13 protein-coding genes are annotated in these 12719 nt (G+C 48.3%); 9 read left to right on the forward strand and 4 right to left on the reverse strand.

What is annotated here, in order from left to right; all coding sequences use genetic code 11:
• Nucleotides 1-115 precede the first annotated feature (115 nt).
• The 3 genes from ACZ5QV_RS05885 to wtpA all read right to left on the reverse strand — a co-directional run bounded on the left by ACZ5QV_RS05885 (nt 116) and on the right by wtpA (nt 3225).
• Nucleotides 116-1171 carry an ATP-binding cassette domain-containing protein gene (locus tag ACZ5QV_RS05885; protein ID WP_464601650.1) on the reverse strand — a complete coding sequence of 352 codons (1056 nt, stop codon included), beginning with the start codon at nt 1169-1171 and terminating at the stop codon, nt 116-118.
• Entirely contained in the window at nt 1158-1913 is a 756-nt protein-coding gene (locus ACZ5QV_RS05890; protein ID WP_464601651.1) for an ABC transporter permease subunit, read from the reverse strand. Before ACZ5QV_RS05890 ends, ACZ5QV_RS05885 begins: the two co-directional genes overlap by 14 nt.
• 226 nt (nt 1914-2139) lie before the next feature.
• On the reverse strand, nt 2140-3225 hold the full coding sequence (gene wtpA / locus ACZ5QV_RS05895) for a tungstate ABC transporter substrate-binding protein WtpA (protein ID WP_464601652.1): 1086 nt from the start codon (nt 3223-3225) through the stop codon (nt 2140-2142).
• A gap of 472 nt (nt 3226-3697) precedes the next feature.
• Here wtpA and ACZ5QV_RS05900 point away from each other — a divergent pair, with 472 nt between their 5' ends.
• Complete coding sequence (locus tag ACZ5QV_RS05900; protein WP_464601653.1) at nt 3698-5629, forward strand: sodium:solute symporter family protein; 1932 nt, start codon at nt 3698-3700, stop codon at nt 5627-5629.
• Nucleotides 5630-5757: 128 nt separating this feature from the next.
• Here the strand turns inward: ACZ5QV_RS05900 and ACZ5QV_RS05905 are convergent, their stop codons facing one another.
• Nucleotides 5758-6573: a sugar phosphate isomerase/epimerase family protein gene (locus tag ACZ5QV_RS05905; RefSeq protein WP_464602041.1), complete on the reverse strand. Its 816-nt coding sequence runs from the start codon at nt 6571-6573 to the stop codon at nt 5758-5760.
• Between the two features lie 1148 nt (nt 6574-7721).
• On the opposite strand from ACZ5QV_RS05905, the gene mtrE reads away from it, so the two are divergent.
• Genes mtrE through mtrH form a run of 8 tightly spaced genes read left to right on the forward strand, consistent with a single transcriptional unit; the run spans nt 7722 to nt 12640 of the window.
• Complete coding sequence (mtrE, locus tag ACZ5QV_RS05910) at nt 7722-8633, forward strand: tetrahydromethanopterin S-methyltransferase subunit E (protein WP_464601654.1); 912 nt, start codon at nt 7722-7724, stop codon at nt 8631-8633.
• A complete protein-coding gene (gene mtrD / locus ACZ5QV_RS05915; RefSeq protein WP_464602042.1) occupies nt 8633-9358 on the forward strand; it encodes a tetrahydromethanopterin S-methyltransferase subunit D in 726 nt (241 codons plus the stop codon). Before mtrE ends, mtrD begins: the two co-directional genes overlap by 1 nt.
• Nucleotide 9359: 1 nt before the next feature.
• Nucleotides 9360-10169 carry a tetrahydromethanopterin S-methyltransferase subunit MtrC gene (gene mtrC / locus ACZ5QV_RS05920; RefSeq protein WP_464601655.1) on the forward strand — a complete coding sequence of 270 codons (810 nt, stop codon included), beginning with the start codon at nt 9360-9362 and terminating at the stop codon, nt 10167-10169.
• Nucleotides 10166-10492, forward strand: coding sequence for a tetrahydromethanopterin S-methyltransferase subunit B (locus ACZ5QV_RS05925; protein ID WP_464601656.1), 327 nt, complete (start codon nt 10166-10168; stop codon nt 10490-10492). Before mtrC ends, ACZ5QV_RS05925 begins: the two co-directional genes overlap by 4 nt.
• A 1-nt stretch (nt 10493) precedes the next feature.
• Nucleotides 10494-11213: a tetrahydromethanopterin S-methyltransferase subunit A gene (gene mtrA / locus ACZ5QV_RS05930; RefSeq protein WP_464601657.1), complete on the forward strand. Its 720-nt coding sequence runs from the start codon at nt 10494-10496 to the stop codon at nt 11211-11213.
• A gap of 6 nt (nt 11214-11219) precedes the next feature.
• Nucleotides 11220-11447: a tetrahydromethanopterin S-methyltransferase subunit F gene (locus ACZ5QV_RS05935; RefSeq protein ID WP_464601658.1), complete on the forward strand. Its 228-nt coding sequence runs from the start codon at nt 11220-11222 to the stop codon at nt 11445-11447.
• 9 nt (nt 11448-11456) lie between these two features.
• The gene (gene mtrG, locus ACZ5QV_RS05940; RefSeq protein ID WP_464601659.1) at nt 11457-11675 is read left to right on the forward strand and encodes a tetrahydromethanopterin S-methyltransferase subunit MtrG; all 219 of its coding nucleotides are present in this window, start codon (nt 11457-11459) and stop codon (nt 11673-11675) included.
• Nucleotides 11676-11689: 14 nt separating this feature from the next.
• The gene (gene mtrH / locus ACZ5QV_RS05945) at nt 11690-12640 is read left to right on the forward strand and encodes a tetrahydromethanopterin S-methyltransferase subunit H (protein ID WP_464601660.1); all 951 of its coding nucleotides are present in this window, start codon (nt 11690-11692) and stop codon (nt 12638-12640) included.
• The last annotated feature ends 79 nt before the right edge of the window (nt 12641-12719 follow it).

A 12719-nucleotide genomic window follows, 5' to 3' on the forward strand; every position in this document is an offset into this window, starting at 1 on the left:
ATAGAGCAGTTCCTTATATAAAATCTGGAAATTATATTTTAACCATCCCTATATCTAAACTCATAGATTATCTATCTTAACAGAATATTAGCTATCATGGCACAGGAAAGAGATTTTACCTTAGTACATGAACCGCAGAGACCTTGAACTGGGCAAACACCGGACTTCCCGGAGCAAGTCCCATCTCAACTGCCGACTGCCGGGTAACCAGCACGTTTAAGATAAAACCGCAGTCTACCTTCACCCGCACAAGCGCCCCCAGTTCCTGGATTCCGGCAACCGTACCCTTTACCGAATTCCTTATACTGGCATCGGACTGGGGGGAGCTTTTACTTAAAACTATGTTTTCCGGCCTCAGCCAGGCATGTACCGTTTCTCCGACTTCGGCAAAGGCTGCAGCTTCCAGGAGGAAACCGTTAGATTCAAGCCTGATAATTCCGGCTTCTTCCGAGACCACCTTCCCCTTAATAACGTTTTCAAAACCCACGAAGCCCGCAACCCTGGAGTCCAGAGGCTGGTCGAAAATCTCGTCAGGGGTCCCCACCTGCACAAGTTTACCGTCCATGACCACAGCTATCCGGTCGGCCATGATTCGGGCCTCGGTCTGGTCGTGGGTGATGTGGAGTACGGTAAGTTTTGTTTTTTTGTGGAGGGTGGCAAGCATTTCCCGGGCACTGTCCTGAGTCCTGGGGTCAAGGGCGCTTAAGGGCTCGTCCAGCATAAGGATGTGCGGGTCGGTCATAAGGGACCGCGCAAGGGCCACACGTTGCTGTTCTCCTCCGGAAAGGGTGAGGGGGTAGCGCTCCAGCAGGGGAGTTATCTGCAGGTAGTCCGTGATTTCCCGGATTTTTTCAGGAGCTTTTTTGAGCTTTTTCATCCGCATCCCGAACTCGATGTTTTTCTTCACGTTCATGTGAGGAAAAAGCGAATAGTTCTGGTAAACAAAGGCAAGACCCCGTTTTTCCGGAGGAAGGTCCGTAACGTCCCGACCGTCAATCAGGATTTTCCCGGAATCGGGCCTGTGAAAACCCGCGATAAGTTCCAGGATCAGGGTCTTTCCAGCCCCTGTGGGCCCGAGGATCACGAAATATTCCCCGTCCCGAATCGTCAGGTCCAGGTCTTCCAGGGCAAAGGTCTTCCATTTTCGAGAAAGGGACTTAATCTCTATCATATATGCTCCAGCCTGCGGAAAAGATGCGGATTACCAGGAATATGGAAAGGGTGATGAGGATCAGAAGGACCGCAATCGGCCTTGAAGCCGAGAGCCCGTAGGAGAGAAAACGGTCGTAGATAAGGGTGGGTCCGATCATGGGGTAATAGGCAATCATCACCACGGCCCCAAACTCACTGATGGCCCTCGCCCAGGTCATGACCGAGCCCACAAGCAGGTAGCGGGCCGAAAGAGGGAGAGTCACCAGGAAAAAGGTCTTCCAGAGGGGAGCCCCGAGGGACCTGGCCGCGTTTTCAAGCCTTGGGTCCACGCTCTTGAAGCCTTCCCGAGCCGAGTTGGTCAGGAAAGGCAGGGAAACAAAGAGCATAGCGACCACGATTCCTGGAAGAGCATCCCTGAACTGGATATAGCCCTCAAGGGGCCTCCCGATCAGACCCTGGGACCCGAAAACCGTAAGAAGGGCGATTCCCGCAACCGTATGCGGGACCACCACAGGCACGTCGATAATACTCTCAACAAGGCGTTTTCCCGGAAACTCGTGCCGTGCAAGGATGTAGCCGGTCGGGATCCCGAGGAGGAGGGCAAAGAGAGTTGCAAGAAAACCCGCATAAAGGGACAGGGAAATGGAGGCCAGGACTGACCTGTTATGCATGGCGGCCACAAGCCCCGGAAAATCGGAAAGGACCTGCCCTATGATCATGTTTGCAAGGGTCACGGTAATAAAAAGAAAAAGGATAAGCATCAGGAGGGAAAACCCCAGTTTAAGGGGGTCCGGAGCTTTGAATCGCTTTTTTATCTGATTAATATAAAATCCCTCCAGCGGTCGTTTTTGTATTTTTAAAAGAGTGATAAGAATATATATTTTACCAGGTATATTTTGTATTTACAGATTATATTATCCTGTACTTGTGGAAGGAGAGAGGATTTCCCCTCAACCATTTCACAAGCCGATAAATTCCAGGGATCAATCACTCGACAAAGACCTGGAGTTCGGCAGGCATTGCTTCTTTTCCGCCGACCTGGGCCGGGACGATTGGAGGCTGCCCGTTCTCAACAAAAATCTCCTGGCCGGTTTCCCCGAGGAGGAGCTTTACGAACTCAATACCTAGTTCGGGATTTTCGGCATTTTTAGGGACAGTTACCCCGTAAACAATTGGGGATCCGATAGCTATGGTTCCGCTTGCCATTTCGACCTGCACACGGCTGTAGTTATCCGCATAGTCGATGGAGCTGAGGTCAATGGCTTCGGGAAGTTCTATAAACTCAAAGCCGTGCTGGACCGCGACACTACGGTAGATGTAGAAGTAGTCGATTTCCCCGATTTCAAGGGCGGAGGAGAGGTCAACTTCCTTGCTTCTCATCATGATCTTTGAGTTATCGGGGTTGATTGATTCGGAATCAGGGACATGCACGGTGTAGGTCCCGTTTTCTTCCGTGCCTGTCATGCCGGTCAGATCCAGGATGAGGTCGTCATAGATTTTGTTGTCCCCGTAATAACTTTCGGCAAGCTGGGTTACCATCTGGGTGCGGTAGCCGCAGGGGTCGTCGTTGGGGTTGGAAAACCCGTAGTTTACGTCCGTTCTCCTGAGGATTTCGTACCAGTTGTCCGTGGTGATTTCGTCGCTGTACGCGCTCTCGTCCGTGTAGGCAATCACAATTCTGTTTCTTGCAAAGGCCGCGTACCAGTCCGCATACTCCGGCATCATCATGGAGGGGATAAGGGAATAATCCGCAGAGGCCAGGATATCGGCTGTTTTCCCGAGTTCGGTGATTTTTCTGACGCACTTTGCGCTGCCTTCAGCTTCCCGCTGGACGTCCACTCCGGGGTGCTGGGCTTCAAATTCGGCCTCAAGCTCAGCGAAAGGCACACCGAGGCTTCCCGCATGGAAGATCTTCAGGACAGCCTCTTCTCCGGCAGGAGCGGCTACTGATCCGTTTTCCTCTCCGGATGGGGCTTCTTCGTCGGAATCACCGACACATCCGAGCCCGGCAAACGTTATTGCGAAAATCAGGGCAATAACAATTACTCTAAAAAGTTGTATTTTGCTGGTCATAGTTATGCTTTCATGAACACAACGATTAATAAAGTTTTTGAAACTTATTAATTAATTTTACCTAAAAAACCCCTCTAAAGGAAAACTGAGAAAAGAAAGGGGGATCAAAAAAGGAAAAAAGGAATAAGGCAGGTAAAAAACAAAAAAAACAGAAAAGATTGATGAAACAAAGAAAAAAACTAGCATTAGCCCGTATAAAAAAATGATAAATATAAGTAAAAACTAAAGGATACTTTATTCAGGGTAGAAAACAGGGAAAATTGATGAATATATTGAGGATGCAATTTCATAATTGCTTAAAAAGATATATTAAAAAAGATGGTGTTGTTAGTTACCTGGCTTACTAAATTATTTATTCACTAAATTCTGCAATAATTCGGCAGATTTCTATATCTATTTATTATAAACTATAAAAAAGAAAAAAACAGGATATATCTATTTTAATATTGACTATTCCTGTCAGGTGTATTTTATGAATGGTTATGAGATGTTTCTGGCATTACTCACTGTCTATCTGGCCGGCCTTGTAGGTATCGGCTGGTATTTCAATAAAAAACAAAAATCGCTCACTGACTTCTGGCTTGCGGGCCGGCAGATCGGGCCGTCCGGGATCGGGTTTTCAGCTGCTGCATCCTGGATTACCGCAGGAGGAATCCTTGCGGTCATCGGGTTTTACATGCTGCAGGGCATGGGCTCTATCTGGGGTTTTGTGGCCCCCAACATAATCGCCCTCCTGCTCATAGCGTTGCTTGTGAAAAAGATCAAGAACCTGCCCGCAATAACCCAGCCGGAACTCCTTGAACAGCGTTACGGCAGTTCGATAAGGCTCCCGGTAGCCGTGATTATCAGCGTTGTCATGGTACTTTTTGCCGTAGCTGACGTCCAGGGGTTTGCCCTCGTTCTTCAGATATTTTACGGCCTTGACAAGATCTATGCCGTGGCCTTAATCGCGGTTGTGGTCTCAGTTTACGTGACCCTCGGGGGGCTTTCGGCAGTCATCTGGACCGATGTAATCCAGTTCAGCATCCTTGCCCTCTTTACCATTGCAATGGCCTTTGCCACCATGGGCGCGGTAAGTGACGGAGGAATGGGAGGCATGGCCCTCAGTAGCTCCGAACTTTTCGGGAACGTAGCCGCAGGCTGGTGGAACCCCTTTTCAATAGGACTGCCCATGATCCTTATCTTTATCCTGGCAATTATTCCGGGCTGGATTACGGAACAGGACCCCTGGCAGAAAGTATGGGCCGCAAGAGATGAAAAGGCCGCAAGAAATGGAATGCTTATAGGAGCCCTCATGATCCTGGTGGTCTTCGGGGCCTGTGCGGTAATCGCAATCGCACTTAACGCCATATACCCGGAGATTGCCGTGCTGGGCTTTCCCGCAGGCATGGCACTTGCTGAACCCGCTCTGTTGACCTTTATCACCGAACGCTTTGCAACATCTCCCTTCCTGATATCCCTCAGCGCAATCGGGCTTGCGGCAGCCGCTATGTCCAACGCCGACACCTTCGCAACCTCCGGCGGGTCCAACATCTCCAGGGACATCTACCAGAGATACATAAAACCGGACGCGACCATGAAAGAGATGCTGGCCGTAAACCGGGTAAGCGTACTCATAATCGTGCTCGGAGCCTGCGCGGGCACCTTCTACATCCAGGGAATCATCGACGCCATCCACATAGCAACCTTCATAACAAGCGCTTCCTACTTCTTCCCCCTCATGGGCGGGCTTTACTGGAAGCGGGCAACCAGAGAAGGGGCTCTTGCGGCCATGGTCATCGGGGGAGTGACCCAGGTCGCCCTTGTGGTGTTCGACCTTTCCCAAACAGCTCCGATGGCCCCCTCCTATCTTGAAACCGTCCATCCGGTCCTCATGGGACACGGGGTTATCGTTGGGATGGGACTGAGTGCTGTCGCCTTCTTCGGGGTGTCCCTTATGACCAGGCCCTCAAGCATGGTCAACCTCGCACCCTTCTTTGAAGAAGAAGCAAAGGCCCTTTCAAAGAGCGAAGCAGGAAAGATCAATGAAAAGGACCCCTTATACAGTGTTTTCCTCAAAAACATCAGAGAAAAGGTCACGGGAGAACGGGCCCACCTTCAGCTTGACCTCCGGGCCTCCGAAACCCTCAACTGGAACGATATCGTTGAAAAAATGAAACATAACCCTGTGTGGGTAGCTCCCACCGGTCCGGATTCCGTGTACAGGCTCACCCAGGGAGACATGCTCGCCTGCGTCTCCGTCTGCCGGGGCAGCAGTGACAGGGATATCTGGATCAAGGCCGAACCGAGGGTTGAGGCTATGAAAAGCCAGAAAAAAGAGCTTTTCACAGCCTACAGGGAGCTTAAGGATATCCTGAAGCAAGAAGGGGTTTCCCTGAACTTCCAGAACAGCGCCGGAAAGTAAAAAAATAAGGAAATAAGAAAATAAGAAAAATCAGATTAAAAGGCCGGGAATGCATCGAAAAACAGTAGGTAATATATGTGTCCGGCCTACCCTATTTTTTACTTTTTTTGAACTTAATTTTTTAAAACTTAATCAACGTTTTTTAACACGTTTTCCAGCAACTCTTTGCCCGTCCGTACATCTTCCAGAGAAAAGACTTCCAGATTATAGATCCCCCGGTAGTCCGGAATAAGGTTCAGGACCGAGTAGTCCACACAGCCCTTTCCGGGGGCTAGGTGCTCATCCCCATCATAAACAGGAGTTTTCTGCCCGCTGTTGTCGTGCAGGTGGACGTGGACGATGTGTTCTCCGAGAGCCCGGACAAAGGCTCCTAATTTTACAGAGTCTCCTCCGCAGGCAAGGTTGGCATGTCCGATATCAAAGGTTGCTTTCAGGTGATCCGAATCGACGGCATCGATTGCTCGCACAAGTTCCCCGGCCTCGCAGCAGAGGTTGTAGGGGTCCGTGCTTTCCTTGTTTTCAAGCCCAAGCAGGACCCCGTAGTCCTCTGCGGTGGAGGCAAGGGCCCTGAGGTTCTCGATCATTGAGGAAAAGGCCTTTTTCCGGTCGGGTCCGATCCGGCCGGGGTGAAGGACCACGACCGACGCCTCAATCCGATTTGCGAGAGAAATGGAATCTTCCATAAGCAGAAACTCCCTTTTTCCCATGCTGGCAGTGTCCACAAGCAGGGCTTTGGAATAGGTGGGAGTATCTGCAAAATAGGGGGCGTGGACCGTAGTTGCAAAACCGTATACAGAAAGCTCGTCAAGTATACTCTCCAGGCGGGAGGCCTGCAACCGATTTCCCTCGTATATGCCAAGTTTCGGGATATATAATTCTATAGAACTAACATGGCCTTTAAGTTCCGCTGGGGAAGCGGCAAAAGAAGAAGCTCCGAATATCACATGCAAAAAATAGATTCTTTAATATAATAATATTTTCTCCCTTCGGAACTTCATTATAGAGAATTTTGTTAGTAATTGATGAACATTTTCTGAAGGAATCAGGTATTTTAAAAATGAAAATGGTCTAAAGGTGATTATAAGGCATTTTAAGAGGCAAATATTATATAATTAGTATTATTAAGCCTTTTTATTAATAATATGACTTTTAAAAGGCATATAATGTATTTTTAAGGATTAAAATAGCGTTATAATTGTAATTAGATATTTTAATTGACTAATAGTATATAATGAGGGGGATTAAGTCTTTAAATGTGGGAAGAGAATCTAATGAGGGAGATCAGACCTTCCGGATTTTTGTAAGCAACCGGAAGGTCAATCCGCGGAATCTAAAGATTTAATGGGTTTCCTGCTGAATTTTATGAATGCGTTGCAAGGGGGGATGAATAAAGGGGAAATGTGCCGCATATGAGGAAGGTAATGCAGGCAGACATATACATAATTGCAAACTTTCTCTTAAATATAACAGATAGTATCTATTTATAATGAACATATTTTTATATAATTAAGTGTTACCGGAGGTAAATATAAACTAATTTATAATATATTTTAGAAGTAACTAACTGTTTTTATGATAAAATTGGTAGAAACCCTATAAATATCTAAAATATATTTATACTATTACTGCCAGACGAAATGATAGAAAGAGATTTAAAGATAAAAAGATAATTAAGTGTGTATTAATTAATATTAAGTGAATTTTATTAAAAAATGATGAGAAAAATAAGCTTCAGAAGGATATATATAAAAAAATAGTTGTAATAAAAGGTGAAATAAAAGTCAATAACATATCGTAATCTTTATATGATATTGAAAAGCGTGTAATTTGGTTTTTTATATATATTTTACATTTTTTCTCAAATGAACGGCATCTGTTCATATAAAAATGTTTGTATATAATATAAACATCGAATAATATTTTAAATACGCTAAAATTTCGAAAGGTTTATGAAGGATTTTCTCTAATCCAAAAAATAGCGCTAGTCATCATCATTTTTATTTGCAATGATATGGCAATAACTTTTGAAAAATATACGGCGTGTTTTTGATCCAGTTTATTAACATATTAATAAAATAAAGGAGGAAAAGGAATGGAACCACTCATAGGCATGGGGGTGCTGGCACTTATGGGCGTAGCTGCAACCATTGCAGGTGCCTCAGAAGACCTCGAATCCGATGTCGGGTCTCAGAGTAACCCGAACTCGCAGGTCCAGCTAGCTCCTCAGATGATGTTTCCGCATCGAATCTATAACAAAGCGGTCTCTGGTGAACCACCATCAAATGCACTTATGTGTGCAATAGGTGGAACCGTTGCCGTAGTATTCATGGATGTCTTCAGTCTGTCTCCGCTTTTCGCCCTGGTGATCGGAGCTCTCATTGCTGCATGTATCCATGGAACCTTTGCCGTTACATCTGTACTGGGAAGAACCGCCAGTCAGAAGCGTTTCAAACAGCCGGTCTACATGGATATCATCTTGACCCACACCCCGGTTATTATTGGATATGCGTTCATAACAACGTTCTGTATCCTGGTCATCTCGTACCTGTTAAACGCTGTCCTCGGACACCCCTTCCCCTTACCCCTACTTGCATTTATCTGGGGTATCACGGTGGGTGCCATCGGCTCGTCTACAGGTGATGTCCACTATGGGGCAGAGCGTGAATTCCAGCAGTTTGAATTCGGTTCAGGTCTGAACGCTTCAAACTCAGGAAACATTGTCCGTAAAGGTGAATCCGGACTCAGAAACGGGTATGATAACTCCTGGTTCTGTGCAAAGTTCGGCGGACCCGTAACTGGAATCGCCTTCGGAATGACTGTCTTCCTGGGAAGCTGGATAACCACTGTTTTTGACCCTGCAAGAGGCCTTGGCTGGATTTCTGTTGTTGCAGGTGCTATCATTGTTTCGATCTTAATTATATGGAACAGGATGATCGAAGTCGCTGCCCGCAAAGCCTTCGGACCATACAAGGAAGATAAGGTGGAAGAGGAGGTCGCAGCATGATTCTTGACGCTATTACAGCAAACATCCTCTGGATGGCCTTAATCGTTTTAGGTGGCGTTCTGATTTCCTGGAGCGTTCACTTTGTGCCTGTGGGGGGAGCTCCCGCAGCTATGGCCCAGGCAACAGGTATCGGAACCGGTACCGTGCAACTCGCGGCCGGAGCCGGACTTACCGGGCTTATCAGTGCCGGGTACATGATGGATGTGATAGACAATCTTCCTCTGATTTTAGCCTCGGGGACGATTGGCGCAATGATCATGATCTCTGTGACCATGATGGTCGGGACCTGGGTCTACGTTTACGGTGTGGGCTGTGTGCCTGCTTCCGCAAAGGTTAAGATTGACCCCCTGACCCATGACCGCCAGGACCTCTACGTATCCCAGGGTACTGAAGGCCACGGGCTTCCAACCGTCTGCTTCGTAAGTGGAGTAATCGGTGGTGGACTTGGTGGCTTCGGCGGATCCCTCATCTACTACGCTCTCATGAAAGTAGGTCTTGCCGTAACAACAGTGGGCCCGAACCTTGTAGGAGTCGTAGCCATATTCGCGGTAGGTATCTTCTTCGTAAACGCCGTTATTCCTTCTTACAACATCGGCGGTACAATCGAAGGGTTCCATGACCCGAAGTGGAAGAAGTGGCCAAAGGCGGTAATTTCTTCCTTCGTAGCAACGATTTTCTGTGCCCTTGTTGCAGTGATCGCAATTTCACAGCTCGGAGGTATCTAAAATGTCTGCAGGTGGAGCAGGAGAAGCTAAAAAAAGTTATTCTCCTGAATCAATTATGGGAATCGGCATCGCCGGCGGACTTATAGGCATTTACCTGGGTACATTTCTTTCACCTATAAACCCCGTGTTTTCCGCCTTTGGTGGAATAGGCGCTATCTGTGCCATTGTCTGGGGGGCTGACGCAGTCCGCCGTGTGGCAAGTTATGGGCTTGGTACCGGGGTTCCGTCCATCGGTATGATCGCTCTTGGTATGGGAATTGTGACCTCCCTTTTCGGACTTTCCGTAGGTGGGATCGCAGGTCCTATAGTAGCCTTTGTCGCTGCAGGCGTCATAGGCGCAATCATCGGTTTGCTTGCAAACAAGGTGATTGGCATGGGAATCCCCATCATGGAAAAAGCCATGGTGGAAATCGCAGGTGCAGGCAGTCTGGTAATTATCGGATTCAGCGTCGTGATTGCCGGAACTTTTGAATACGGATCTGTTATCGAATATGTGGTTGCTCCCGGATTCATCGCCATGATTTTTATCTTCGGTGGTATGGGAATCCTGCACCCCTTCAACGCAAACCTGGGACCTGACGAAAAGCAGGACAGGACTCTCATAGTGGCCGTTGAAAAGGGTGCCCTCGCTTTGGCAATTGCAGGGCTTGCATCCGCAATCAACGAAGGACTGCTGGCAGCTTTCGTGACATTCCTTATAGGTGTCATTATCTGGTATCTATCCTTCAGCAAGTACTTCGCATTCGTAGTAAGAGACGCACACAAAGTTGTTGGAAGCGGACTGCTGCCCACTGAGGAGGAACTGCAATGAGTATAATTCGTATAGCCCCCGAAGTCCATCTGGTTATGGACCCGGACACCGCGCTGGTGGCAGAGGAACGCGAAGACGTAATCGCCTACTCTATGGAGCCGGTCTTTGAGAGGTTGGATAAACTGGACGAGATTGCAGATGACCTTGTGAACTCTCTCTCACCCGATTTGCCCCTTTTGAACACCTGGCCAGGGCGTGAGAACACAGCCCACACAGCCGGGATTTACGGCAACTCCTTCTATGGACTCATCATAGGACTTGCTTTTTCCGGGCTGCTGGCTCTGATAATGTACATCAGGAGTTTAATGGCAGGGGTGATCTGAAATGGTAGACAAAAGAGAACCCGCCCCAGGATGGCCTATCCTGAAAGGTGAATATGAAGTAGGAGACGTAAAGGGCTGCGTTGCAGTTATCACCTGCGGATCCCACCTTCCCGGAAAGCCGGTCCTTGACGCAGGCGCTGCAGTTACAGGCTCCTGTAAGACCGAAAACCTCGGGGTTGAAAAGGTAGTTGCCCACATTATATCCAACCCGAACATCAGGTACCTCCTGGTTACCGGGGCAGAAGTGAAAGGACATATTACCGGTCAGGCAATGCTCAGCCTGCACGCAAACGGGGTAAAGGAAAACAGGATCGTAGGCGCAATCGGGGCTATCCCATATGTGGAAAACCTGAACGAGGAAATAGTTGCCCGCCTTCAGGCACAGATCGAGACCGTTGACATGCTTAACACCGAAGATATGGGTGTCATTACCGCTAAGGTAAGGGAACTTGTATCAAAGGATCCGGGTGCCTTCGATGCCGACCCACTGGTCCTGGAGATCAGCGAGGAAGGAGAAGGAGACGAAGACGTCGGTGTAGCAAGGCCTATTTCCGGTGAGATCGCAGTGATCCGCAGCCGGATAAAAGGTATGGAAGCCCGGATGATCGAGATCGGGAACTTAAACAAGTTCCACTCGGGTGTCCACGCCGGCAAGATCGAAGGGGCAATGATCGGTATGACCGTGACTATAGCCCTGCTCGGTTTGTTCCTATTGAGGTGATCAGAAATGGCAGAAGAAAAGGAATACGGCCAGGGAGTTCCCATGTCGCTCAACCCTATGATGGGACAGATTGACGCTGATGTGGAAAGCATTCGCTACAGAGCCCAGCTGATTGCAAGGAACCAGAAACTGGATTCCGGGGTCATGTCAACAGGATTTACCGGAGTTGCTGCAGGTTTCATCTTCGCACTGGTGATGGTAATCTTGCTTCCTTATATGCTGGGGACTTTCTGAGGTGACACTATGAGTGACGGAAGAGCTCCCAATGTGATCGTAGATCAGACTGACTATACTGAGGTCTTGAATAAACTCAACAGAATCGATGAGAAGACTGAGTTTGTCAGCAGTGAAGTTGCACAGAGAATTGGAAAGAAAATAGGAAGAGACATTGGAATCCTTTACGGGGCAGTAATTGGATTACTGCTCTTCGTAATTTACAGCTACATAACTTCAATATTCTGAAGTGAGGGATCAAAATGTTTAAATTTGACAAAAAGCAGGAAATCTTTGAGGTCGGTGGAGTCAAGTTCGGCGGCCAGCCGGGGGAAAACCCAACAGTTCTGGTAAGTACCATGTTCTATGCCCGGCACAAGATTGTGACCGATGAGGACAAGGGACTTTTCGACAGAGCCGCCGCAGAAACCCTCTGGAACACCCAGGTGGAACTGAGCGACGCTACAGGAAACCCCTATGTAAATCAGATCGTGGGAGAAACCCCTGAATCCATCAAGAAGTACATCGACTGGTTCCTTGAAATCGACAACAAGACTCCATTCCTGATCGACTCTTCGGCAGGAGAAGTCAGAGCCGCCGCAGCCCAGTACTGTACCGAAATCGGAGTGGCTGACAGGGCAATCCACAACTCGATCAACGCAAGTATCGAGCAGGACGAAATCGATGCCCTCACAGATAGTGGCGTCACAGCTTCAATCGTGCTGGCTTTCAACGCAACCGACCCCTCCGTCAAAGGAAAACTCGACCTCCTTGAAATCGGAGGTTCCGGACAGAGTGTTGGTATGCTCGAAATCGCCAAGCAGAGTGGCATTACCGTCCCCCTGATCGACGTGGCAGCAATGCCTCTCGGAGCAGGTTCAGGTGCAACCATCCGCTCAATCCCCACAATCAAGGCCAAGCTCGGCCTGCCTGTGGGCGGTGGATTCCACAACATGGCCTCGGCCTGGGACTGGCTAAGAAAGTTCAAGAAAACCCAGCCTGACCCGAAGTCCATCTACATGCCTACCGACATCGGGACAAACCTGGTGGCCCAGATCGCAGGTTCTGACTTCCTGCTCTACGGACCTATCGAGAACGTAGGGAAGGTCTTCCCGGCTGTCGCAATGGTCGACATCATGCTCGGAGAGACCGCAAAGGAACTCGACATCGAGATCCAGGACATCGATAACCACCCGGTTACCAGACTCACATAAGTACAACACGAAATTAAAACCGGATGCAAAACATCCTAAAAGCAAGCGGAGAAATCCCTTTGCTTTCCTTTTTGTTTTT

It is taken from the genome of Methanosarcina baltica (genome assembly GCF_055394095.1).